Origin of the sequence: Pedobacter arcticus A12 (assembly GCF_000302595.1) — a bacterium.
Lineage (GTDB): Bacteria > Bacteroidota > Bacteroidia > Sphingobacteriales > Sphingobacteriaceae > Pseudopedobacter > Pseudopedobacter arcticus.
Genome location: NZ_JH947128.1, coordinates 202,995 through 229,263 on the forward strand (window position 1 = coordinate 202,995; position 26,269 = coordinate 229,263).

15 protein-coding genes are annotated in these 26,269 nt (G+C 36.0%); 1 reads left to right on the forward strand and 14 read right to left on the reverse strand.

Annotated elements, in window-relative coordinates:
- Nucleotides 1-11 precede the first annotated feature (11 nt).
- The 8 genes from B176_RS0116895 to B176_RS19855 form a co-directional block, all read right to left on the reverse strand.
- Nucleotides 12-917, reverse strand: coding sequence for a glycerophosphodiester phosphodiesterase family protein (locus B176_RS0116895; RefSeq protein WP_017260018.1), 906 nt, complete (start codon nt 915-917; stop codon nt 12-14).
- Complete coding sequence (locus tag B176_RS20435) at nt 917-2,575, reverse strand: sialidase family protein (protein WP_017260019.1); 1,659 nt, start codon at nt 2,573-2,575, stop codon at nt 917-919. The genes B176_RS0116895 and B176_RS20435 overlap by 1 nt, the downstream gene beginning before the upstream one ends.
- A gap of 4 nt (nt 2,576-2,579) precedes the next feature.
- Nucleotides 2,580-4,361, reverse strand: a complete 1,782-nt coding sequence (locus tag B176_RS20440; RefSeq protein ID WP_017260020.1) for a T9SS type A sorting domain-containing protein — start codon at nt 4,359-4,361, stop codon at nt 2,580-2,582.
- A gap of 25 nt (nt 4,362-4,386) precedes the next feature.
- A complete protein-coding gene (locus B176_RS0116910) occupies nt 4,387-5,013 on the reverse strand; it encodes a hypothetical protein (RefSeq protein WP_017260021.1) in 627 nt (208 codons plus the stop codon).
- Between the two features lie 86 nt (nt 5,014-5,099).
- Entirely contained in the window at nt 5,100-6,413 is a 1,314-nt protein-coding gene (locus tag B176_RS20445; RefSeq protein WP_017260022.1) for a DUF5689 domain-containing protein, read from the reverse strand.
- 28 nt (nt 6,414-6,441) lie between these two features.
- Nucleotides 6,442-7,911: a SusD/RagB family nutrient-binding outer membrane lipoprotein gene (locus tag B176_RS0116920; RefSeq protein WP_017260023.1), complete on the reverse strand. Its 1,470-nt coding sequence runs from the start codon at nt 7,909-7,911 to the stop codon at nt 6,442-6,444.
- Nucleotides 7,912-7,930: 19 nt separating this feature from the next.
- Nucleotides 7,931-11,311, reverse strand: a complete 3,381-nt coding sequence (locus B176_RS0116925) for a SusC/RagA family TonB-linked outer membrane protein (protein ID WP_017260024.1) — start codon at nt 11,309-11,311, stop codon at nt 7,931-7,933.
- A 213-nt stretch (nt 11,312-11,524) separates the two neighbouring features.
- On the reverse strand, nt 11,525-12,691 hold the full coding sequence (locus tag B176_RS19855) for a FecR family protein (protein ID WP_017260025.1): 1,167 nt from the start codon (nt 12,689-12,691) through the stop codon (nt 11,525-11,527).
- A gap of 230 nt (nt 12,692-12,921) precedes the next feature.
- Between B176_RS19855 and B176_RS19860 the strand changes: the two genes are divergently transcribed.
- Entirely contained in the window at nt 12,922-13,512 is a 591-nt protein-coding gene (locus B176_RS19860) for an RNA polymerase sigma factor (RefSeq protein ID WP_017260026.1), read from the forward strand.
- Nucleotides 13,513-14,005: 493 nt separating this feature from the next.
- On the opposite strand, the gene B176_RS20450 is transcribed toward B176_RS19860, so the two are convergent.
- The 6 genes from B176_RS20450 to B176_RS0116965 all read right to left on the reverse strand — a co-directional run bounded on the left by B176_RS20450 (nt 14,006) and on the right by B176_RS0116965 (nt 26,258).
- Nucleotides 14,006-17,506 carry a T9SS type A sorting domain-containing protein gene (locus B176_RS20450; protein ID WP_017260027.1) on the reverse strand — a complete coding sequence of 1,167 codons (3,501 nt, stop codon included), beginning with the start codon at nt 17,504-17,506 and terminating at the stop codon, nt 14,006-14,008.
- Nucleotides 17,507-17,534: 28 nt separating this feature from the next.
- The gene (locus tag B176_RS20455) at nt 17,535-19,328 is read right to left on the reverse strand and encodes a sialidase family protein (protein ID WP_017260028.1); all 1,794 of its coding nucleotides are present in this window, start codon (nt 19,326-19,328) and stop codon (nt 17,535-17,537) included.
- Nucleotides 19,329-19,551: 223 nt separating this feature from the next.
- Entirely contained in the window at nt 19,552-20,550 is a 999-nt protein-coding gene (locus tag B176_RS0116950; RefSeq protein WP_017260029.1) for a DUF5017 domain-containing protein, read from the reverse strand.
- A 13-nt stretch (nt 20,551-20,563) separates the two neighbouring features.
- Nucleotides 20,564-21,493 carry a DUF5017 domain-containing protein gene (locus tag B176_RS0116955; RefSeq protein ID WP_161603037.1) on the reverse strand — a complete coding sequence of 310 codons (930 nt, stop codon included), beginning with the start codon at nt 21,491-21,493 and terminating at the stop codon, nt 20,564-20,566.
- Nucleotides 21,494-21,495: 2 nt separating this feature from the next.
- Nucleotides 21,496-23,100: a RagB/SusD family nutrient uptake outer membrane protein gene (locus tag B176_RS0116960; protein WP_017260031.1), complete on the reverse strand. Its 1,605-nt coding sequence runs from the start codon at nt 23,098-23,100 to the stop codon at nt 21,496-21,498.
- Nucleotides 23,101-23,111: 11 nt separating this feature from the next.
- Entirely contained in the window at nt 23,112-26,258 is a 3,147-nt protein-coding gene (locus tag B176_RS0116965) for a SusC/RagA family TonB-linked outer membrane protein (RefSeq protein WP_017260032.1), read from the reverse strand.
- Nucleotides 26,259-26,269: the final 11 nt, after the last annotated feature.

A 26,269-nucleotide genomic window follows, 5' to 3' on the forward strand; every position in this document is an offset into this window, starting at 1 on the left:
CATTTACTAATTCATTTTCTACTTACATCGTTAAATAAATCTGGATAATCAGAAATAATCCCATCTACACCCAAATTAATCAGATGCATTATTTCTTCTTTCGTATTAACCGTCCATGGTAGCACTTTGATATTTCTTTCGTGACAATATTTTATCATTTCATCGGATACCGTATTGTACTCAGGACTGTAAACTGCTGGATTAAATCCTAATTTCTCTATCATTTGTTGCGGTCCAATTGCACTTTTACCAGTTAGTAAAGAAAGCTTAACATCAGGATATTTACGATGTAACACCTGAAGCGGTCTCCTATCAAAAGATTGGATTACCGTTTTGGACACAATACCTTTCTCTTGCAGTACTTTATAAACAATATCTACAAATTCTTCAGGAAAGGGGTTTTCTTTACCATCACCAGATTTTCCTGATTTTATTTCCATATTATAATAGATTTCTCTGCCTTGCTTAGTAGCCAGTTTTTCTGTTTCATCTATTAAATCTGTCAATAAAGGTTTAATGGTTGCAAAACGTTGTTGTTTGGGAAAATCAGGATGCGGTTTCAATCCAACATCATATTTTCTGATACTATCATAATTCATCTGATACAACAAATGAGCTTTTGCTTCTTCTGGTGAGAGATATTTTCCCTGCGGAGTTGTGGTTATATTTTGATGAAAATACACATCATGGGAAACCACAATCTTTTTGTCTTTGCTAATACATAAATCCATTTCCAAAGTATTTACCCCTGGCAAATGCATTGCAAGTTTCATCGCCTCTATGGTGTTTTCAGGAAATAATCCTCGTCCACCACGATGAGCTTCCAAACTCAACTGAGAAACAACTAGCTGACTATAAGAAAACAAACTGTATAAAATACCTGCTGTTATTAAAATTATCTTTTTAAAGATCATCATTATTTAATTTCTCCGTTAACTACTAATGCAGGTGTAAGTGAGTTACTTTTACCTATCCTAAATCCATTATTTTGTGTAGCACTTAATCCCCCCCATGCATATAATCTGAATATTACTTTGGTGGCGGAAGGTATATTTTGCAGTTCGTTAATGCTACTTAATTCAACTTGTGGCTGCTGAATGCCATTATTATCAGTAAATCCTGTAGAAACTGTTATCGGTTTTCCTATGGTTTTAAAGTTATAACCGCCATCGATACTGTACTTCCATACGTAATTTCTAGGAGCATTTTCCTGAACTCTTAGCACAACACCAATTGAAAACAGTGATATCTTTTTATACGATTTGGCTTTAACGCTAAACTGATAATAAGCACCTGATTTTTCTGCCGATTGTAAATCTGCTAATACAGGAAAGGCAGAAGCAAAAGAGACAGCAGCTTTTTGTGGGATTATACCTCCACCGCGGTTTAACACAGAAACCTCCAAAGCCTCATTGGTATAGGTTGACCGGCTACTTGTTTCATTTCCAAAAATCCCATCAGTATCAAAATTCCAGGATACTAAAGGTTTCCCTTTAATCATTGCTGGATCTAAAACTACATGTCGTATGTTTTTACGTCTCCAAGAGTAGGTAATATGTACCAATCCATCCTTACTTTGGATAACTGCGGGATAACTATACCCACCTTCTTTATCATTTTCTATAACCAGTAATGGGTACCAGTTTTCTCCATCTTCTGAAATGGCTATATTAAGCGGAGTTCTGGAGGTTTCGCTATGGTTATATACCATTAATTGTCGTCCGTCTTTTAATGTTACTGCATCGTTACCTGAATTCGGGTTTGGTAAATCCAATAATTTGAGTTTATCCCATGTTTCACCTCCATCTGTAGACCAAATACTGAATACTCTTTTATCTTTCAATGTTCGCCCTACAGCTTGTAACCTTTCATTTCCATAAAGCAATATACTAGGTTGTATAACTGGTATAGAGCGATCTGTTACTGATGCCGTTCTCGTCCAGGTTTTCCCAAAATCATTAGAACGTTCAAAATGCAACATAGAATTGATACTCGAAGGACTCAGTATTCCTTTCTCTCCTATCTTTACAGGTTTGTTTTTTATTGGTCCATAAATTCCTTCGGGCAAACGTTCTGGTTCGCTCCATGTTTTTCCACCATCTGTCGAGCGCATTAACATTCCCCACCATTCTGGAGTAGTAGGCCCTACTTTATAAAATAGTATTAAAGGACCGCCGTTTGGTACTTGATACAATACCGGATTCCAACAAGGATATTGAATTTCTGAACCATCAATTAACTTGGTTATTCCAGTAATTACTTCTACTGGTGCTGCCCATTTACCATTTTCCTGCCTAGACAACCAAATACCTACATCCGGCTCTTTTTCTTTTGTACCGCCAAACCAGGCAGCAACTAGTCCTGTTGGTGTTTCTTCTATAGTAGAGGCATGTAATTCTGGAGTTGGAGGATTAACACATATATCTTCCATTTTAAGAATTGCAGAGTTCACAGCATATATAATTGTATCTGGTTTCTCCTTTGGCGTTATCTCTTCTCTTAAACTACTTGCTTTACAGGCTACAAATATCCAAAAGCAACAAATACCAAGTACACAAACATTTAATTTCCTCATCTATCTATTTTAAAAATTTAGTACTAATGTTTTCATATGCAGTAATAAAAGACGCGATATACATCCCATTAGCGTTAACAGGAATTTGTATTTGATTATTACCTTGCTGAAAATCCATTGAAGATTCATATACTTTACGTCCGTCAATGCTTACAACCTGTATTTTTCCTTTTCCAGCTCTTGCAGCATAAACAGAAAGCTGTATGTCATTTTCTGATAATTTAGAAATGTTCAAGGATGTTTTATTAAATCCAGTATTTATATGAACGATGGAGCTTTCTGTTGACTTACCATCATAATCTACCTGTCTTAATTGGTAATAGTTATCTCCTACTAAAGGATCAGAGTCTATAAAACTATAGTTGTGTAAACTTGTAGAATTTCCGTTACCTGAAACTGTACCTATTACTACGGGTGTATTTCCGTCTGATGAACGTAATACCTGAAAATGGGAGTTGTTTTGTTCCGATTGTGTTAACCAGTTTAACTTTACCGAATTATTTTCTTTTTTGGCGGTAAACGAGGATAAAACTACGGGAAGCGTATTCATCTGTACAACTTCTCCTCTTATGGTTAAAGCATCTCGGGTAGTGGTAACACTTGCCCCTATCCGGAAAGAATTATTACTGCTGGCACTGCTCCCTCCCCATGCATATAAACGAAAAATAACCGGGTTATTAAACTGCTGCATATCTGTAATTCCTGAAAGATCTACAGAAGGTTGTTGGATACCATTATTATCAGTAAAACTAAAGTTTGTCGTTGTAAGGGTGTAGGGGCTTCCTATATCCTGGAATGTATTGCCATTGTCTTTACTGTAACGCCATATATAAGTTTTCGGGGCATCAACTTGCACTCTTAAAATTACATTTAGTGCAGAAAGATTTATAAGAGCATTGCCTTTAGGTGTAATTGTAAATTCGTAATAAGAATCTGCAGCAACCGCTGCTGCTTTATCAGCATTTATCGGAAATGCAGACGAATATGCATTGCCCGCGTTTTGAGCTGTTACCCCATCTCCTCTACTTAACGCAGATACTTCTATATTAGGATTAACTCGTGTTGGCTGTGCTATTGCGGGAGGATTTACTGTTGTACCCACTATGCCGTTCAGGTTCCATTCCGTAAGAGAAACAGTTGTTCCATCTATAGACAATGCTTCTTGAGGGGAAGCAGAAGGGCTTTGACCTATCCTAAATGAGCCTGATCCCGACGTTGCTACCGCCCCGCCCCATGCATATAAACGAAAAATCACAGCTTCACTAATATTCTGTAAATCACTTATACCAGACAAATCTATCAGAGGTTGTATATTTCCACCGTTTGCTGCGAAGTCGAAACCGATATCTGCCAATATAACTGGAGAGCCTATATTAACAAAATTCGCATCTGCATCTCCCACTTTACCATATCTCCAAACATAAGCTGAAGCAACATTAGGCTGGATTCTTAAGATAAATCTATTAATTGCACTCAAATTAACAGCCACACCGGGCTTGGGTGTAATGGTAAATTCGTAATAAGCTTGTGCTACTATGGCGGCATTCATATCCGCATAGGGCTGTGTGTTTGGAGGAATGAGTGTGCTGGCAAAAGTATTGCCTCCTGTCTGAGCTGTCAACCCAATTCCCCGACTTAAATCAGATACTATTACATTTGGCGCAACAACTGTAGGCGTTGCTGTTGGTTCGCTACCTACTTTACCGTATAAATTCCACGCTGCAATCTGGGCGTTTAATTGGCTAACCGTAAATACAGCTAATATTATTGTAAATAACTTTTTCATATTAATTATACTTTATTTCTATTTATTACTTTTTTTTTGAAACTTTTCCACTTAAAGACAGCGCATTTCTTGTGGCACCACTTTTACCTATTCTAAATCCATTATCTTTAGAACCTTCTGCCCCTCCCCAGGCGTATAAACGGAAAGTAATAGTTTGTGAAGAAGAGACTCCTTGTAGCTCTTTATAAGACGAAAGATTTAATGTTGGTTGGGAGACACCATTATTTATGGTAGGCGCAGATTTTACATCTTCTTTTCCCAAATCAGTAAACTTAATACCATCTGTACTATACATCCATCGGTAATTTCTGGGTGCATTGTTCTGAACCCTTAAAACCACCTCTAAGGCGTTAAGAGAAACGTAATGATTTTTTTTCGTCTTTACTGTAAATTGATAATATGAACCTGCTTTTATAGCTTCTTCCTTATTTTGATTTACAGGGAAAGCAGATGCAAATGAATAGCTGGCTTTTTCGGGCTTTACACCTGGGCCCCGAGATAATATTGATACCTCCAGATTTGAGTCTGTCATCGTTGATGCACTTACTCGTTCATTTCCTTTTACGTCACTTAAGAAGTTCCATGCAAGTATTTGTGCATCAACACTATAAGACACACAGGATATTAAAAAAACAAATAGTAACTTTTTCATTTTAAAAAATTAGGGTAAAAAATTAATAAATTAGTATACCATCCAGTCAGTATTTTTCCAGATGATATTTTTTATGATATGGTTGATTAAAATTCTTCTACAGTTCCCTCGATAGCTAATGCATGCTGCGCAACAGTAAGACTTTTACCTATTCTAACACCATTATTGCTGGACACACTGGTTCCGCCCCAAGCGTATAATCTAAACATAACAGGCGTAACAGAAGTCAGTGTTTGCAAATCATCTATCATAGAAAGATCTAATTGTGGTTGTTGTATTCCATTATTTTCCGAGAATCCGGTAACCCAGGTATAAGGCTCTCCTATATCTTTAAAACTGATACCACCATCCATACTATACATCCATATATAAGTTTTTGGGGCATTGGTTTGTATCCTTAAGATGATATCCAATGCAGATAAACTTATTTTTGAAATACCTTTAGGCTTTATGGTAAATTGGTAATATGATCCTGCTGTAATAGCGGCTGCTTTATCTGCATTAATCGAAAAAGTACTTGCGTAAGAGCCTCCTGCTGTCTGCACAGCTAAACCAACACCTCTACTTAATGTAGATGTTTCTAAATTGGGATTTGTTATGGTAGAATTGCTGATAGCTTCATTACCTATAGCGCCCAGTAAGTTCCATGCAAGAATAACTGTCTTTGCTTTTATATCTTTGATATTTCGTGGCCACAAAGAAATTTCTGGCTCGGCAGCACCTACAGGCAAATACATCAAAGCGATACCTGTAACAGATACTGTTGCAGGTAATTGTACCATAGCGTAACTAGCTGTAACCTCGGTATGTAGTACCATTTGTCCTGTTCCATCACTAAGAACTCTATCTCCGCTATAGCTATCACCAGAAATAGGTTCTGGCACAAAATCCCCGGCATAAACTTTTACTAGTGTGCTTTCATAATTACTGGAATTTGACTTTAGTTGGGCTATAGAGATAATTTTCGACTCTAAAACATTGCTTTCTGACACCAGTTGTATAGCATTAGTTGCTATATCTTTAATTTTTAAAGAACCTTCTTCTTTGGTCAATATTGCCCCATTAATATCAACAATTATAGAGTCTCCTGGTTTAAAGTTATTAGCCTGATTACCTACTATTAAATTAATTCCTCTTATCTTTTTTCGTCTATTTTGCTGTAAGACCAACATACCTTCTTGAAGGTTTCCAGAACTAGCATCAGAAATTACTATTCCAGTTATTTTTGTAGCACCAGACATATTTGTATTATTTAACACAAGGTCTTCTCCTTTATAAAGTAACCGAATATCTTCTACAGAGATGACTGCGCTTAAAATTCCATCTGCCCAATTTGTACGTTTACATGCTATAAATACTAACATTGTAAATGCAGTGAGCAACAATAATATTTTTTTCATTAGTTTATATTTTAGCGTTATAAATTAATTACGGTCTTTGCCACCATACTTTGGTATTAATATCATCAGCCCCTTGTCTTCCTATAGCCTCCAAATAGTTATCTCTATTTGTAGATTGAAGATATACTGGATAGTTAATTCGAGCAGGCATTTCCTGATTATTTATTAGCCCTAATCCTTTAGGCAAATCAGGATAACCTGTTCTTCTATATTCAAACCATTGTTCTAAATCTGTAAAGAAGAGAGCATAATACTTTTGTAGAAGTATTTTTTCTATTTTACTACTTGGTCCTTCGTTATTATCCCACTTTATATGTATACCATTTAAATAATTAGATGGCACAGAAGCCCCCCATAAAGTAATGCCGTTCGTAATACCAGCTTCATAATGAGTTTGTGCATTTCCGTTATACCAACCTCTTATGGCCACTTCGGCTAAAATAAATTGCAATTCAGAATAATTAAGAATATTGCCTAATAACGGATCTATTTTTAAAGCCAGAGGCATTGCAGAACGCGGAGTTGGAGACGCACCCACAGGATAACCGCTTGGAATCCCAGCATATTCCCCTTGAGATAATGTTGCCCATTTAGCTATGCGAGGATCTCCCCAGTTTTTCAAATTATTCACAAAAAAATCGGCCAACCTAAGTATATTCCAATCCGCATCCCTATCTGTCTGAAAAGGTGACTGATAAGGCAATACACCTGTCCATTTCAATATTGCAGATTCCGCATTATTGGAAATTAATGGGTAATTTGAAATTTTTGTTTGTACAATCTCGGTTATTTTATCAGTTGCAACTGTACCTGCTTTACCAGAAACTCTTAGTAGCAAACGCAAATACAAAGAATTCCCAAATTTCCTCCAGTTAAGCGCTACTCCTCCATATATAGGATCAGAACCAGCAAGTTCACCTGTTAAATTAGCATTGGTTTTTAGAAGTTCATTTGCCTGCTCCAGTTTACTAAAGATATCCAGATAAATATCTTCCTGTTTATCAAACTTAGGCATCAATACACCTTCTTTACCTTTATTAGCATCGAAATATGGTACATCTCCATATGTATCCGTAAGCAATGAAGCTACCCAAGACTGACAAATTAAGGATATTGCCATGTAGGTCTTGTTACTATTATTGCTGTTTATTTTATATAAATCTTCGGCACTTGTATATAGATTTTTAAAATTAGTTAATTGCAAATACCAATTATTCCAATTATAATCTGCTTCTGACTTACGTATATCATAGCGAAATATTCTACCTTCCACATCTCCTGTTAATACATGAACCTGCATCAATTCATTATTAATTCTTTTTGCAGAACGGTTCATATTTTTGGCTACAACATCCGTAATTGCCGGTGCCAATAGTGCCTGAGGCAATGCAAATTCACTAGAATTGGGGTTCTTACTTAATTTTTTAAATCCGTCTGTACAGGAAGCTGTTAAAAACACGACCAGACAGATACTTATGATTTGTTTAATTTTTTTCATAATTGTTCTATTTCAATAATTAAAAACCAACAGTTAAGTTTATACCAAATGTGCGGGTAGATGGGAATTGAGCAATCTCAAACCCTTTATCTATTGAGCCGTTGTTTAAGGTTCCAAACTCAGGATCGAAAATAGGCCATGGGGTAATCATAAATAAATCTCTCCCATAAAGTCCAAGAGTTGCTTTTTGCAGACCTAATCGTTTATTAAGTTTTTGTGTAAAAGTATAATCAAGTCGTAGCTCTCTTAATTTAATAAAGTCTGTACTAAACATACTCCCTTCCAAATTCTCTCGTCCATAATGCCTAGCATAATAAGTCCAAATGTCTTGTGCTAACACATCATTTGTTCTAAATGTGCCATCTCCATTACTAATTACTCCGTTACCTATAATTCCATTATAACGGCCAGGAAGCGTGTTTTCTAATTTTCCTTGTTCCGCCAATAATGCATGTGTTAAGGAGTAAGATTTACCACCATACTGCCCATCTACCAATACATTTAAACGGAATTGTCTATACCTAAATTCATTGCCAATACTTGCTCTCCAACTGGAGTTGCTGTTTCCTAGATAAATGGGTTCTGGTGTAAGTACAGGATATCCATTTTCATAAATAATCTGACCATCTGGAGAACGTTGGTAGCCCGGTCCATAAATAGCACTTATATTCCCGCCTACTCTTGCTTCTATAGAGCCTCTACCAGACAAAGTGTTTTGTAATTGCAAAGAGAACAAGCTATCTGTAAGTCTCTCTACTTTGTTACCATTGGCAGAAAATGTTGCAAATACTTTCCAATTCAGCCCTTTTTTGCTTTTTAGAGGCACCCCATTGGCTTGAATTTCCAAGCCTTTATTACTTACTAATCCTCCATTAACTATAACATTACTATAGCCTGCCCCTCTATCAAGGGTAGCTGTAAGAATCTGATCCTTGGTATTACCCTGATAAACTGCTACATCAAATCCTAAACGGTTTTTAAATAAACGTACATCGGCTCCTAACTCATAACTGGTTGTATATTGTGGTTTTAAGTTTTCGTTTGGTAAGGTAGTAGGGTTTAAAAGTCCTCCTGAAAAATTGCTTGCAGTTACATATGCGTATGCATTCTGATAAGTCCTAGTTCCGCCACTTCCAACTCCTGCATAAGAAGCCCTTAGTTTTGCAAATGTCACATAAGATGGCATTTTTACCATATCAGAAACTACCGCACTGAGGTTAACTGAAGGGTAAAAGAATGACACATTATCTGTTGATGTTGGGGTTGCCAAAACACTATTCCAATCATTTCTTGCAGTAATATCTAAAAAGAGATAATTATTATACGCTATGGTACCAAGACCATAAAAGCTATTAATATTGTACTCGCTTCTGTAAGGAAGTGCTGTCAATACATCTCTGCTATTTGCCAGAGTAAACACCTGAGGGTACTGCAAATTATTTGCTCTCAATTCATCCTTTATATAACGATTTTGTAATCTGCTTCCTCCTCCAGAAATTGAAACATCAAATTTATCGCCCAATTTCCTTCCATACTTTAACAAGAAATCGCTATTTACTTCCTGTGCAAATACATTCATTGTGCGGTACATACCATTGGTAAACTTCTGCGTATCCATTGGTCTTTGCTCTGAACGGTTTTCATAAGAAAAATCCATAGACGTTCGAACCAATAAACTCAGGTCTTTTGTAAAATCATAGCTTGCTTGGATATTACCTGTTATCGAATTCCGATTAAGCTTATTTAGCATTTCATTTACTATCAAGTAAGGATTATCAGGAGAAGTACTGAACGGATAACTTTGATCTATTCCTTCTAACCCAGGCATCCAATAATCTTTTAACCAATCTAAATTGCCATTAGGCACCTGCATAATATTCCAATACATAATGGTTTGATTATTATAACCTGAGGCAGGTAAATTATCGCTCTTTTTATTGGTATAGTTTATTTTAGTGGCTATTTTCAATTTATCTGTCACCTTTTGACTAGCCGAAAGAGCAACAGTATTTCGTTTATATCCTGTATTTGGGATTATCCACTCGTTATCTACATTAGTTAAAGAAAACCTTACAGATGTTCTTGCTGTTCCACCATCTAATGTTATACTATTAGTAAACGTTTTCCCAGTTTCAAAAAAATCTTTTCTATTATTTGGATAGGGTATCCAAGGAGATCGCTCTATAGCTCCTTTATGTGTGATTGGATCATATTGAAAATATTGTTGACCGGCAAACTTTGGCCCCCAGGCAACACTAGAACCTCTAGTACTCGCACCATCAGGTGTTGTTCCCCAAGAAAAATAATTTACACCCTCAGTACCAGAACCATATTCATATTGATAATCTGGCCACCGAGATATGCTTTCGATAGACGTATTAGAAGTAACGGTTACTCCAATACCTTTTACTCGCGGTTTTCCGGATTTAGTGGTGATAATGATAGCCCCATTTGCACCTCTTTGCCCATAAAGTGCCGCCGCACCTGGCCCTTTTAATACACTCACGCTTTCTATATCTTCGGGATTGATATCGCTCAATCCATTACCAAAATCTACAGGAGAGTCTTCCCCCAAATAAGAAGCATTTCCTGTACCCGTTGTACGCCCACTACTATTATTAATTACAACACCATCTATTACAATTAGCGCATCATTATCTCCTGTTAAATTATTCTCTCCTCTAAGAATAATTTTATTTGACCCTGCTGGACCTGCTCCAGAACGGACTAAGTTTAATCCAGCAATTTTCCCCGACAACGCATCTGTCCAATTGTTAGACAGTACTTCTGTAAGTTGCTCTCCACCAATCTGGGTAACCGCATATCCCAAAGATTTTTCATCACGTTCTATTCCCAGAGCCGTTACCACTACTTCTGTTAAAGCTGCAATCTGTTCCTTTAGGACAATATTCAGATTAGTTCTTCCTGCAACAATGATTTCTTGTGAATTAAACCCTAAAAAAGAAAAAACAAGAATACTTTTTGCATCAGGAACTTTAATAGTAAAAGTCCCGTCTGTTGCAGATACAGTACCCCCAGCTGACCCTTTTATTCTAATATTTACTCCTGGAAGCGCAATCCCTTGTTCATCAGTTACCTTTCCTTTTATTTGTACCGCCGACTGCTCGGGTTTAGCTTTAATTGTTACCGTCTTTTGATTAATTACATAGTTGAAAGGTTGTGTCAACATCAGTCTTTCCATAGTCTGAATTATTGAATTGCTTTTTAAGGAAAGTGTTACTGGATTTGCTTTTTTCAACAACTGTGCGCTATATAAAAAATCATAACCGCTTTGTTGTTGAATCTTAACCAAAACCTCTTCCAAGGCAACATTTTTCACCTGTATATTTATATATTGGGCATAGGAACTGGCGCTGAGCTGTAGAATACAGGTTAGCATAAGAATACTTATCAATCTCATTACGCGAAAAAGTTTCAGATAAATACAGGTGTGCTCTCCGCAAATAAATGCGATGATTTTTTTATACATTTGAACGTTAGGTTTAATTTTCAATTGATTCTTCGATAAAATTCGGTTGATCCTGACTATTTTTCCCGGAAACGGTACGAACGTTTTCGGGATTTTTTATTTGTAGGATGACTTTTAAAAAAATTAATCTGTCACAATTATCCTCCTTTCTTCAGTCGGTTTTCCATCAATTATTCTAAATTTCACAAGACCAGTTAATTCTAATCCTTTTAATAACTCTTCAAGATCTTTAGACTTAGCGTAAATACCTCCAAATACTTTCTCGTCAATATTGTCTTCATATTCTACTTTTACATTATACCAACGAGAAATCTGTTTCATCACCTCTTTTATATTATCATCTCTAAACATGAAATACCCTCCTTTCCAAGCGAGCACATGTTGTAGATTAACCTTTTTTACATCAATATTTTCATTAGACACTGTAGCAAGGCCTTGTTGCCCTGGCTTTAAGATTACAGCCCTATCTCCGTTTGTTAACCTTACAGAACCTTCGGCTAATGTTGTTTTCACAAACAGATCATTATCATAAGCTGATATATTAAAGTGCGTACCAAGTACATGTACTTTCATTTTACCTACTGTTACTATAAATGGCATTTTTTCATTCTTGGCGACTTCAAAATAGCCTTCTCCCGATAGTTCTACATTTCTTTCAGTACCCGAAAATTCCGAAGGATAGCTTAAAGAAGAGGTTGCATTGAGCCAAACTTTTGTTCCATCTGCAAGAACCAGCTTATATTGTCTACCACTTGGAATAGAAATTCTATTTAAAGCAGTTCTAAAAGTGAACGCATTACCTTCGTTTTCAGAACCTTTATAAGTCAATTCTCCATTTTTCGTTTTTAGAATTTCTGTACCTCCTTCATGGGTTAACAAACCGTTCTTAGCCTCATCTAAAGGAATCATTGAGCCATCTGCCAATGTCAGTACAGCTGTACCTGAATCCGGTCGGGCTACAGTTTTTGTCTTTAAGACAGTAAGAGCATTGGTTTCTACTTGTTTCTGTCCGAAAAAATAAAATGCTGTACCTAAAGACATCACCATTAATGCTGCGGCAGACCACCTGTACCAGAATTTCAGGCTTTTAACTTTTTTACCAGAAATCGTTTGGTTAATATTGTTGTATATATTTTTACCTAATGTTTTTTCTTCGCTACTTAATTTTTCAGAAGTATCCTGATATACCTTAAAACCATCATTGTATTCCATAAGTACACGTTCCTCTTCCTGACTACATTTTCCTGAAATATATTTCTGATACAATTTTATATATTCTTCTGAAGTCATATAATTGGTTGGTCTTTATTATAAAGAGGTATAATCATTCATCATACACACATACATTTCTATTTTTTTATTAATAATCTCTTTACCGCATATTTATTTCTTGTTAACCTTCTATGCGCACATTTACAATTGCATGGTCAATAATAAATTTCATCCATTTAATTTGAAGAATTGCAATAAACTAGTTAATTTTAGCTTACCCCTAGAAACCAAATAATAAACTTATCTGAATGCTAAAAAACCAATCCGATGATGAATTGTGGAATGCTGTTGTAGAAGACAATAACAGAGCATTTACAACTTTATATAACAGGTATTGGCAAAAATTATATAAAACAGTGTTCTATTATGTAAAAAACAAAGAAGTGGCAGAACAAACTGTACATGATACTTTTGTGATTCTTTGGAATAGAAGAAAATATCTTAATATTGCAAATTTCGCTAACTATATACATGTAACTGCTCGTTACCATGTTTTTAAAGAACTTAAAGCAAGAAAAATATCTCCTTTAGCGTATATTGAAAATTATGATACTTTAGAAACTGAAAAAGAATATAATGGTGCAGAACAGCGATTTCAGCAACAAGATTTTGAAACAGAATTAAAAAGTTGTATCAAACCTCTTCCTAAAAGGTGTAAAGAAATCTTTTGGTTAAGTAGAATTGAAAATCTTTCAAATGATGAAATAGCCGAAAAATTTGGTATTTCCAAACGTACTGTAGAAAATCAGATTACATACGCATTGAAACATATTAGAACCGTACGCATAGATACATCTTGTGCATTCACTTTATTTACGATTTTTATTTTATACAGCTGAGATTTGTGGGATAACTATAAAGTCTTTTTGTAAATATTTACTTTAAATCTTATTTCTAATACGATCGCTGAACTAATCGCCTACAGCTTCTATACAAGAAAACCATTGATCAAACTTCTAACTCATCAAATAACACTATTTTAATCTCAAACTCAGGTAAATAAAAACTCTGTCGCTTCCCTTATGTCTTTAAAAACCTTAACGTAAAAAAAACTCTGATTTTATTTCCTATTGCAAGGCACAGAGGCATTACTAGAAACTACTTCTAACGACATAAAATGCTATTGGTCGCAACTAAAAATCCTTAGCTACTGAGTTTTCCGAATGTTAACCTTACTTGTGCTATTTCTTGATCTTTTAATTTTAAACTACGCAAAAATACAACATTCCTCCTCTTCAGTTTTATTTGAGGGAGGATCATCAGTAGCATCTTTGGAAGATCGATCTTAATTTATGGTAAGTACTTCTTCTACGTTTATCAGAGAGTGATAATTTAAAATTTAACAAACTTTACTACTTGGTTTTTTAATATCGCTAAGTACATTCCTTTAGCTACTGATAATGGTAACTTGATGGTATTTTGTCCAGATTCTAAATTCACAGAAGCTTGTAAAAGCAATTTTCCCGATAAATCTAATATTCGTAAGTTTTCTTTTGTGTTGGTATTACTAGTTACAAATACTGTAATATATTGTTCATCAATTGGCGAGTAAACGCTAAATCCAGCTGTTGCAAAAGAAAAGTCTATGGCTAAAATTTCTGATAAACTTGTTTTACCATCAAAATCAATCTGTTGTAGCTGGTAATAATTATAACCTTTAGCAGGCTGTTTATCTATATATTGATAATGATATAGCTGACTTGCTTCTACTTTACCTAACGTTGTAAAATTATGTCCGTCAAGGCTTCTTAACACATTAAAGTAAGAGTTGCTGGTTTCTGATAGGGTTGCCCATTTAAGTGTAACCATATCTTCGTTCTTTTTGCCTGTAAAGCTACCCCATGTTACAGGTAAAGGGTTGTCATCTTCTTCAACTACACCACCTATAATTAAAGCATTTGCTCCGGATAAGCTTTTGCCTATACCGAAAGAATTATTGGTAGTAGCTGTTGCGCCCCAAGCATAAACCCTAAAAGTAATGGTTTTATTTGCGTTAACATTTTGTAAATCAGCATAAGCTGCAAGGTTAATTTGTGGTACAGCCTGCCCATTATTAACGGTTGTAACGATGCTATTATCAGCCAAACCTAAATCATTAAAATTTACGCCATCTGTACTGTAACGCCAACTGTAATGGTGCGGTGCATCTTCTTGCACCCTAAGCCGAGCATCTAATGTTGAAAGGGAAAATTTATAACCCGCATTTGCTTTTAGCGTAAACTGTAAATAGTTGCCCGCATCTATTGCATTTTGCTTAGTAGCTGTTATTGGAAAATTACCAGCAAATGAAGATGATGAACCAGAAGTTCCAGCTACATTATTCCCTCTAGTTAATACAGATTGTTGAAGGTTTGGAGAAAATGTTGTTGCATTACTAGTTAGCTCTTGACCTGTAATATCTGGGTCTGCAAATGCCCATGCAGTTATTACCTGATCACTCGTTGTACCGTACAATCCCAAACAATAATCATCAGTATAAAGGCCAAAACCAAAACCACCTGATGTTGTTGATGCATTCCATGCATATAATCTAAATCTAATACGGTGCGTTGATGAAACGTTTTGTAAGTTAGAAATCCCCGATAAATCTATTGGCTGTTGTGTATAGCCAGAGCTTGCTGTTCCTATAAACGGAACATCTGTAGTGCCTAACTCTATAAATTCGCCATCATCCACACTATAAGTCCATCTATAAATTGTAGAGCCAGCAGAGTTACGTCTTAATTTAAAATTCAATTTATTTAAAGACATGTATTGCCCACTGTTTGGCTGAACAGCGAATTCATAAAAATCATCTCCAAGTAATGCTTCAGACTTAGTATCTACAGGTGTTGTGGAATAATACCCACTATTTAACCCAGCAGCAGTAAAACCAATTCCTCTGGTTAATGCGGCTGGCATTAAGGCTGAACTTTTTGTTTCAGCTGCTTTATTATTTGCAGCTGTACCTGTTAACCCTTGAAATTTCCAACCTACTAAAGGTGTTTCTAAAGCGGGCGTTTCAAAAACTTTACCGCTAACAACTAAACTTGGTTTTTGTTCGCCATCTGCAAATCGCCCGACAGAAAACCTTCCGGAAGAACTAGTTGAGCCCCATATATACAGCCTAAAGGTGATTTTTTGTGATGCGGATATATTTTGAAGATCTCTATAATTGACCAACCTCACCGTTGGTTGCACATTATTATCTGCATCTTCTACCATTCCAAAATATTCTCCAGAACCTATTTCTGTAAAGTTTACCCCGTCTTTACTATAGGCCCAACGGTAGCTTTTACAACCCGTCGTGTTTTTAGAGAAAATGGCATCTATAGAGGTTACATCCATATTATAGCCTGGCTTTGCTTGAACTTCAAATTGCAGGTATTCGTTTCTATCTATAGCTGTGGTTTTTGAATTATGCTGCGTTTTACTGCTTGAGCTAAATGAACGGTTAAAACTCATAGCCTGAAGTCCGCTACCTCTGGTTAAAGCTGAGGTTTGAACATTATTATCATTATATGTTGAAGTAGTGTTAGCTTCTGAACCTGATGTAGCGGGATTACCAAACTGCCAAGAAAGAATAGTAGGGTCTGGTTGAGTAAGTGGTGCTAAATCTGCAGGTGAGTCTGACATGGTTAAGCCTCTAAAGTTTGGCAAACGATGAAAGGTTATCAGGTTAGCATCATGCCAATCAGAGCCGTACCATGATGTTCTGGCAACAGCTACAATATCATTTCCGTCAAACTGCCAATCTACATACTGAAAACCAAAGTTTTCTCTTCTAGTAATTATATCTCCTTCATTCCATCTAATAACCTTATAATGCTCGTCCCAATTTAATAAATCTGTGGAGCTCATTAACATCAGCACATTCCGCTGATTCCAAGGCCCGTTGCTTGACCCATTGCTCCAACCAGAAAAAACAGTTGTTATTTTGTTAACAATTGTCCAATACTTTCCAGAAACCGCATCATAACGGATACTGAACTTTGTCATTGCTCCTGGAAAGTGTATAAAACCTGTTGACGGATTAAAACTTGCAGTTTGTCCATCTGCGGTTACGTTTAACTTTGCAGCAACCTCATACCTAGGTATACCTGTTGCATAACCATTCATGGTCAAGGTTCCTCCGACAGCTTGAGGGGTAGCCAGTCGGATAATGTTTACTATTTCTCCGTTTGGATCAACTACCACGTTTCCTTCACACCATTCTGTTTTATCGGCATTGAACCAACTAGGGTTTAAGGCAACGGTTGTGGATTTTGTCCAACTGGAAGCTTGTAAAAGATCTGAACCTACAGGTGCAGAAAACACAAAGGAATGAAAATCTCTTTCATTATCGGGGTCTGGGCTTTCTTCAAATGCTTTCCATACTCTGCCGTTATGCACAACAACCGGCGTGGGGGCAGTATGAAACCTTCCTGGCAACAACAGTCCATTACTTGCATTCGTAGAAGATGTCCAAGTGTTACCTCCATCAGTTGATTTATGAATAACTATATTATTAAAAGATTTGGCTACGCCCAATAAATAAACTGCATTATCATGGTAAAACAAAGACGACCAATGGGTGTCTTTCACCAATGTTAGCATTTTCCAATTTATTCCATTATCCGTTGATTTATAAACCGCAGTTATTGTTGAAGTTATATCATGCGATGCCAAATAACTACCATCTGCTAAAATAACGACACTTGGCGAAGCATAACTATTTGATAGAGGTTCTGGACTTTGCGCTACTACTGTGCCAGGAAATGGGTTAAATCCTTGCGAAAAACTTAGACTTACTAAACACAGTTGCGTATAAAAAACAAATAGTGGTGTAAATATTTTTTTATTGATATGGATCATATGCTTATTGTTTTTAATTGCACATTATTTATAACACTCTGCCTCCAATGAGGATATTCTCATTAAAGCCTAAAGTTGTACCCGTTTTACTTCCGCCAACAATGTAGCAGCGTAATGTACCCGTTTTACTTCCGCCAACAATGTAGCAGCGTAATGTAACTCCACTTTTAGCGTCAATTTTATTCAAGGGTTCATAAATCTGTAAGTATAAAGGCGGATCTAATTTCATATACTCTGGGCGCTCTACTACCAATGGAAATAAATATTTTGTAATGGGATAAAACGAGGCCCCATCCACACTGTACATCCATTTAAGCTTAATATCCTTACGGTTTATCTGAGGAATGCTATTTAAGGTTTCAACAGAAAAAGCTTTGATTTTGGGATTATTTATCTCGATATCAAAGTAGCGTCCTGCTTTTAAAGCCTCTTTTTCATTTTTTGTAGACTTAGGTTCATTGTTAAACCTAAAACTACCATCTGTTGTTTGCGCCAGCCCGTTACCCCGTTTTATGGAAACATTAAAATCGGCACTCTTAAAATTATTTTGGGCAATATTAGCAGGACTAATGATAAGTAAAGTTGGGTGCTTAGTGTATTTACTTAAGTCTTCGGGTTCCTTTTTATTGTTAAAATCTCTAAAGTTTTCTATCCGATGAAAAGTAATCATGTTAGCATCGTGGTAACGGAGGCCGTACCATGAGGTTCTGCTTACAAAAACGATGTCATTTTTTTCAAACTGCCAATCAATATATTGAAAGCCAAAGGTATCCCATGTTCTTAAATGAGCACCTTCATTCCATTTCAAAACTTTTTGTTTGACCTCCCAATTTTTTAAGTCTTTAGAGTTTAAAAGCACCAGAACATTCCGTTGATTCCAGTTGCCATCAAAAGTTTCTGGCGAGTTAACAAACGAAGTTATCTTGTTGGTAATTGTCCAGTAAGATTTGGAAACAGAATCATATCGTATCGTAAATTTACTTTCGGCACCTGGAAAATGAACAAAATTACTAGGCTCATTTTTAAACTCCATTTTCATGCTCTTTTCGTTAATATCAATAATGGCAGCTATCTCGTTTCGGGGTTTGCCCTTTGCGGCTCCCTGTACTTCATAATCAACATTTTTGCCCGCCCAAGTTTCTAGGCGCATAAAATCTATCAACTTTCCTTCTGGGGTAACAACAATGTTTCCCTCAAACCAATTTGGGCGTTTTGCATTCAGCCACTTTTCGTCAAAACGAATGCTGTTTGTTCTTTGCCAGCTAGAAGCTTTCAACAAATCAGATTTTTCATCTGCGCAAATTGCAAAAGCATGAAAATCTCTCTTATTTTCAAGGTCAAAAGCCTCTTCATAAGCTCTCCATATTTTTCCTTTGTACTTCACAATTGGTACGGGTCCGGTGTGGAACAAACCTTTAGCAAGTAATCCTGTTTCTTCATCTGCTGCAACTGACCAAGTTTTTCCGTTATCTTTTGATTGATGGATAACTATATTACCCCAGCCTTTTGTGGTTCCCATTAAATACACATTACCGCGATGCTCAAATAAATTAGCCCAAATTATAGGAGAAACCTTGGCAAGCTGTGTCCATGTTTTACCTTTGTTTTTAGAAATATGGATACTTGTTCCTTTATCATAATCATGAGAGGCCAAATAATCTCCGTTAGGTAAAACCAAAATACTTGGAGAAGCTACCCGCTTGTTTACTGGATCTTTAGTTTCAAAAACTACGGTACCAGGAAAAGGATTAGATAGCTGACAAAAAGCTGTATTGCTATTTAAAAGAATAAATAGTACCAGCAAAATACGTGTTGCTTTCATAATATTAAATAAGCTTATAATGAGATTATGAACCCCAAAATGTAAAACGATGTTTTTTTTAATCTGTGTAGGCTATTTTTCAAAACTGTAAATCCTGAACAAACAGAGCAGAACCGAAAAATGTACTGATAACATCAAATCGTCTTCTGCTCTGCTTAGGTTAATCAAAGTATAAACTTGTAAATATTACCTTTAAACACTTACAATTTGTTATACATCTATTTTATGGTGCTATTGTAATGTTTACCTTTTTAACAATTTCGCCGGGTGCGCCAGAATTAAGGTTAGAGGCAAGAAAAACAGCTTCGTACGTACCTGCTTTACTGTAAACATATTTATAATCTGAGATGCTTTCTTTCCATTTAGGGAGAAGAATTGTGGGTGTGTCTTTTCCTGCATTAAACTGTGGCAACACAATAGCTTTAGTTACAGCATAACCGTCTTTATATGGGCCAGTTGTATTGTTAAAAACGCCTGTCCATACAACCTGTGTACTAGTAATACTAGGTAAATTACTTCCGGTTTGAGCGGCAGCATCAGGGTTTAAAACCCACTTAAAATCAAACTGCATTTGCGTATACAAATCGCTAGACAAAGAGCTCTTATCAACTACAACACCTTGAAGCTTAAAGTTTTGAACTCTAAACTGGGTTCTACTTGAACCAGCAGCCGTTTTACAAAGCCAAGCAAGATAAACAGGTTTTGAAGCCGTAAAAAGATCAGATATGTCTACAGAGCCAGACTGTGCATAAGTAGTGCTAGTAGCCTGCAGTACATCTTGCAAATTGAACCGACTGGTAATAGGAAGCCAAGTTGCCGACTTTACGTTTGTATAATCATAAACTCCATTAAAATCGGTAGAATATAACAAGGACGCACAATCAACATTGGTACTGTTTGCCGGTGTTTTATTAGAGTCGAAACTAAGTTTGGCAAGCACTTCGTAAAAACGCTCCTTGTTACGGAATTCGTAATTATTGCCTACTGCTCCAGAGTAAAAACCAACCAAATCCGAGTTACCTTCTAAATTGAACTTAACGGTATCTCCTACTTTGAAAGTAAGGTTTTGGTCTATCTGTGCGTTAAAGGCTAAAGGTTCTGGAGTGGTTGGTACCTCGGTATCAACTTCTTCCTTTTCGATATCGTCTGCAGCCTTATTACATGAGCTTATTAGGGCTATTAAACCTAATATGATCGTATATTTTTTTATTAAATTCTTCATAACGTTATATTTATCACTCAATAACCAACTTTATTGTTTTAACAGCTTCTTTTTTGCCTTTGAAGTTTATGTTGTATCCAACAAAAGTAACTTCGTACGTTCCGGCTTTATCGAAAGTATAGTAATACTCTTTCATATTCTCGGTTTGTATACTCTTAATCACTTTGGGCTTATCAAGACCTAAGTTTATCTGCTCGGGTATTGTGACAGGCCCACTTACAGCATAGCCTTCTTTCAAAAGACCTAATGAATTATTAAATATACCGTCCCAATAAACTAAAGAATTAGTAATGGCTGGTACATTCGACACTTGATTAGCGGCCTCATCATTTAAAGCCCATTTAAACCCGAGTTGCGACTGACTATATAATACGCCAGAGAGGTCACTATCACTTAGCACTTCGCCGTTGACGTTAAAATTCATTACTTGAAACCGTGTTCTCTCTGAGCCAGCATTTGTTTTACAATACCACGCAAAATAAATCGGCTTTCCTTCTTCTATTAAATCAGAAATATTTGAATTACCGCCATCTGAAAAAGAGGCTGATGTACCCACAATTGAAGGAATATTAAATCTACTAGATATCTTAATCCAGTTTACACTCTTCACATTATTGTAGCTATAATCTTCGTTAAATTCTGTTGTGTAATATAATTCGGCACAATCTTCATTATTTCCAGAATATTTTGCCGCTCTAAAGCTTAAACTAGGAGTCATATCATAAATACGTTCCTTATTATAAAAAGTGTAATCGTTTCCGTTTGCGCCAGAGTAGAAATTAATCATATCTGGACTTCCTTCTATATTAAACTTTATTTTTTCACCTACGGCATATACATTCTGCGCCGTTGAAACGCTAAACACAGGAGTATTAACTTCATAAGAATCTTTACAGGCACTTATCGCAAATAATATCCCTATAGCTACTAAATATCTTTTCATGATTACCATCCTTGATTTTGAACTAATTTTTTGTTAACTCCCATTTCATAAGAAGGGATTGGCCACCACATATCTTTAGGTTCCACACTTCTAAAATATCTTCTTGCTCTAACGTAATAAGAGGAAGTATAAGTCTGAGGCGTTTCTGCTTCCCTAACTACCATATTATCAGAAAAAACATTCCAACGCACTACGTCGCTTTTACGAAGCATTTCGAAACATAATTCACGTGGTCTTTCTTCTCTAACTTCTCGCTGAAAAGCGATGTAGCTTTTATTACTGAAATCTGATGAGGCATTAGCTTGAGTGGGGTTTAAACCTCTAGCTCTTCTTTTAACCATATTTAAATACCTTAAAGCGTTATCATCCGCACCTTTAAAATATTCATTGTAGGCTTCTGCATACATTAACAATACATCCGAATACCTTAAAATGGGAAAGTTTTGTGGTGTTTGAGATTGTAATTTTGGTAAAACAGTTTCATACTCTCGCCTAAACTTACCGCAAAATCTTTGGTATTTAGAATCGGTAACTATCCAATTGGTAAGCGTTGCAACGCCGTTATTATTTACATAATAAAAGGGAGCAACATTCCAATCCCGGCGACTATCTTCAGGCCCAGAATATAAGCCATATACATAGTCTGTTGATCTTAAAACACCAATAGCTAGTCCTACAACATTATCAATAACAGGGTTTTTTATACCATTGTTTCTGCCCACCATACCAGATGTTGGATAAACTCCGGTACCATCACTCTGAAATTCTATCTCGAAAATACTCTCTTTGATATCATATCTATCTTGCGCATAATTGATAAAAACTTGTTGGTATGAAGGGTTTAAAGCGTGAAAGTTTTCATTAATAACTTTAGCTGCGTAAACCATTGCATCTTTATAGCGTTCTTGTTCATCATATGGATGCCCGGCCAAATACAGATTTACTCTTGAAAGCATACCCCAAACAGCAGATTTAGAAACACGCCCGCCTGTACCTACTTGGCTGGCTGGCTTTACCAATTCGGCGGCTTTTTCCATATCTTTTAAAATCTGAGCATACACCTCTCTTCCGGTGGCGCGTTCTTTTTGCAGACTTTCTGCTTTGGCACTTTTAATAGGCTTTAAAACCAAAGGGACACCCTGAAAACGGGTAACTAACATAAAATAATAATACGAGCGCAGAAATAATGCCTGTCCTTTTATATCGTTTCGTTTAGCATCAGTAATATCAATAGCTGCATTATCTATGTTGATCAACAAATTGTTAGCTCTATCAATACCAGTATAGCATGATCGCCAGTAGTTTTGAATTTTTGAATCGGTAGACTCTATATTATAATCGCCAACGCTATTTTCGTCAGAACCATAATCCTCGTAAGCTTCATCAGCTTCTAAACCCATCCTACCTAGCATATTATTGCCGTATAAATTACCGTCTGCTAAAACAGCATAAACTCCGTTTAATGCATAATTAAGCTCGGTTTCATTACTGTAATAAGTCTCTTTTAACATAATGTACTCAGAAGGATCAATTTCTAAAATATCGTTACAAGAGGTTGCTAAAAAAAGGCATCCCACTATGGCTATTTTTTTTAGTATATTTTTCATATTCTATATATTTAAAAGAAGATTTTAGCACCAAAAGAAATGGTTAAGTTTTGTGCATACGCTGAATAATCAAACCCTGGAGTTAAAATGGAATTTCTTGTAGAAACCTCTGGATCTAAACCCGAATAATTACTCCAGGTGTATAAATTTTGCGCAGCTACGCTAAAATCAACGCTAGATATTTTACGTACCCATTTTTTAGGCATACGGTAAGTTAATTCAACTGTTTTTAGTCTGATAAACGAACCGTCTTCTAATTGTTTAGTTGAAAAATAACCTACAGGTCCGGCTCCACGTGTTCTAAAGTTTTCATTAGATGGGTTATCTACTGTCCATCTGTCTTCATAAGATGCGAACTGGTTTAACCCACTTCTGTTAGAAGCATTTCCTTCAAACATTAAACGGTTGGCATTCATAATCTGATTGCCATAGTTCCATTGAAAAAACACATTTAAACCAATATTTTTATACTGAAAATTGTTATTAAGCCCACCATAATGTTTTGCTAAAGTGCGTCCCATAACCAACTTATCCTTATCATCAATCAACAAATCTCCATTAACGTCTTTGTATTTAATATCTCCTGGCTGTGTAAGGCTTCTATCTTCGTACAAAGAAACTACTCCGTCTTTAAGCATATTGGATGCATCAAAATCTGATGTTTGATAAACACCATCCCATAGCAAACCATAGAAAGAAGAAACTGGCATTCCAATTTGCGTAATGTATAAGTTAGATGCGTTCCAGCTTGCTGTAAAAGACGGATTGGTAAACATTGTTTTTTCGTCGTCTGTTAATGCCAATACTTTATTTTGGTTAACTGATATATTGAAACTAGATCTCCATTTAAAGTCTTTCTTATCAATATTTATCGAGCTAATTTCTACTTCAAAACCTCTGTTTCTAATGGATCCAATATTTCTGAAGATCCGTTGGTAACCTGTTGCATACGGTACATTGGCGTTCAACAATAAATCCTTGGTGTTTTTATTATAGTAATCAACTACAAAATTCAATCTGTTTTTAAACAATGAAATCTCATATCCAATATCTAACTGATAGGTTGTTTCCCATTTTAATGACTTGTTTCCGAAATTGTCCATAGTTAGTGCAAAATCAGGGATTGCACCTCCTGTACCAATGCCATAATAATCGCCCATTTGTACAATGTTAGACGTAGCAAAATCACTTATACGGTTATTACCGGTTGCTCCCCAGCTTGCTCTAAGTTTAGAGTCGCTCACATAAGGAAGTTTTTTGAAGAAGTTTTCATTACCCAACCTCCATGCTGCTGCAAATGAAGGAAAATATCCCCATCTGCTTTGTGGAGCAAATTTTGAAGATCCATCCGCCCTAAATGTTGCAGTTAATAAATATTTACTACGATAATTATAGTTTACACGTGTTAAATATGATAAAAGCATATTGGCTGATGAGGTATAGATTTGATCTTTTGGATAGCCCGAACCTAAAGACCGAATGCCTAGCTCCTCATTAGGAATTTTAATGGCAGTATAGCCATAACGATCTTGGTTTTCTCCTTGAATACTAACTCCAACTAAGGCATCTAAACGATGTCTTGCGTTAAACTTTTTATTATAGGTAACGGTGTTTTCGTTCATCCAGTTCACATATTTTCTTTCTGAGATGCCACCATGTATACCATTGGCATTATTTGCCGAAGGATAACCTCGGTAAGTTTGTGAATTATTAAAGTATTCATCTACCGTTGTTCTGGTATTATAACCGCCTCTCATATTCAGCTTTAAATCCCAAGGCAAATTATAATCAACCCCAATATTACTGGTAAAAAACGTTCTGCTTTGTTCTCTAAATTCGTTTCTTGTAGAAACAATTGGATTCATAACCAATAAGGTCTCGCTGCCTCCTTCGTCATCATCAAACAACATGTCTTCTAAATCGCCACCGGTAGTTACAGGTCTATAGCCCCAAGTTCTATACATAATATAGGTAGCGTAAGAATTATTACCAGATGCCTGTGCATTGGTTAACTGACCATAATTTTTATCAGTAGAGTAGTTTAAATTCAGGTTAAATTTTAGGTTTTTATTAATTTCCTGATCTACTCTGGCCCGGCCTTGATATCTGTTGAAGCCAGAATTAATTATAACCCCATCTTGATTAATTAAATTACCAGAAAAAGAGTATTTAGTACCTCTGTTACCACCTCTTAAAGATAAATTATGGTTGTTCATAATAGCCGTTCTAAACAGCTTATCCTGCCAGTTATAACCTTGAACATTTTTATAATCCTCTAACGTACGGTTGGGTCTAGTTAAATAAATAGATTCGGCATCTGCCGGAGTATACTCTAACTGGTATTTAACAAACTCGTAAGGATCCATCAAATCCATAAATTTATTAGCTTTCTGTAAAGCGTAATTTACATTGTAGGATATTGTTGGCGAACCTTCTTTACCTTTTTTTGTTTCGATAATTACCACACCATTTGCAGCTCTACTACCATAAATAGCAGTTGCAGAAGCGTCTTTTAACACCCTTAATTCCTCAATCTCTTCTGGATTAATGGAAGACAAACTAAAACCTTCTATCGGGAAGCCATCTACTACATAAAGTGGAGAGTTATCCTGAGTTATTGAATTACCCCCTCTAACAATAATATCAGACTCTTCTCCTGGTTGGCCAGATAATGCGCTAACCTGCAAACCAGCAACTCTACCAGCAAGAGCTTGCGCAATATTTGGTACTGGTGCCCGGTTTACATCTTCCATTTTAACTTCTGAAAGTGCGCCTGTAAAGTCTTTTCTATTTACAGTACCGTAACCAATTACCACTACTTCGCTTAAAGCTTTCGTATCTGGCTTAAGTTTAATTGTTTTTTGGAAACCTTGCACTGCAACAAACGTAGTGGTAAAACCCATATAGGTAATCTCTAACGTTTCTTTCTCAGATGCTTTGATGCTGAACTTTCCATTAATGTCGGTTATTGCAGAACGCTTAAAGTCTTCTTTTACTTTAATATTAACCCCAATTAATGGTTCGTTTTTCTCAGCATCTAATACTTCCCCATTAATTGTTTTAAGCGTTACTTTCTGTGCAAAAACATTAGAAAGGTTTAGCGTAAGCAGTAAACAAAGAAAAATGCGAATGGGTGTTTTTTTAATTATCTGCATCATTAATTATTATT

Excerpts from the sequence above, each read along its gene's own strand:
- B176_RS0116965 (WP_017260032.1), bottom strand. The coding sequence starts at position 26,258 with ATGATGCAGATAATTAAAAAAACACCCATTCGCATTTTTCTTTGTTTA.
- B176_RS0116950 (WP_017260029.1), bottom strand. The coding sequence starts at position 20,550 with ATGAAGAATTTAATAAAAAAATATACGATCATATTAGGTTTAATAGCC.
- B176_RS0116910 (WP_017260021.1), bottom strand. The coding sequence starts at position 5,013 with ATGAAAAAGTTACTATTTGTTTTTTTAATATCCTGTGTGTCTTATAGT.
- B176_RS19855 (WP_017260025.1), bottom strand. The coding sequence starts at position 12,691 with ATGACTTCAGAAGAATATATAAAATTGTATCAGAAATATATTTCAGGA.
- B176_RS20445 (WP_017260022.1), bottom strand. The coding sequence starts at position 6,413 with ATGAAAAAAATATTATTGTTGCTCACTGCATTTACAATGTTAGTATTT.
- B176_RS20435 (WP_017260019.1), bottom strand. The coding sequence starts at position 2,575 with ATGAGGAAATTAAATGTTTGTGTACTTGGTATTTGTTGCTTTTGGATA.
- B176_RS20450 (WP_017260027.1), bottom strand. The coding sequence starts at position 17,506 with ATGATCCATATCAATAAAAAAATATTTACACCACTATTTGTTTTTTAT.
- B176_RS0116955 (WP_161603037.1), bottom strand. The coding sequence starts at position 21,493 with ATGAAAAGATATTTAGTAGCTATAGGGATATTATTTGCGATAAGTGCC.
- B176_RS19860 (WP_017260026.1), top strand. The coding sequence starts at position 12,922 with ATGCTAAAAAACCAATCCGATGATGAATTGTGGAATGCTGTTGTAGAA.
- B176_RS0116960 (WP_017260031.1), bottom strand. The coding sequence starts at position 23,100 with ATGAAAAATATACTAAAAAAAATAGCCATAGTGGGATGCCTTTTTTTA.
- B176_RS20440 (WP_017260020.1), bottom strand. The coding sequence starts at position 4,361 with ATGAAAAAGTTATTTACAATAATATTAGCTGTATTTACGGTTAGCCAA.
- B176_RS0116925 (WP_017260024.1), bottom strand. The coding sequence starts at position 11,311 with ATGCTAACCTGTATTCTACAGCTCAGCGCCAGTTCCTATGCCCAATAT.
- B176_RS0116920 (WP_017260023.1), bottom strand. The coding sequence starts at position 7,911 with ATGAAAAAAATTAAACAAATCATAAGTATCTGTCTGGTCGTGTTTTTA.
- B176_RS20455 (WP_017260028.1), bottom strand. The coding sequence starts at position 19,328 with ATGAAAGCAACACGTATTTTGCTGGTACTATTTATTCTTTTAAATAGC.
- B176_RS0116895 (WP_017260018.1), bottom strand. The coding sequence starts at position 917 with ATGATGATCTTTAAAAAGATAATTTTAATAACAGCAGGTATTTTATAC.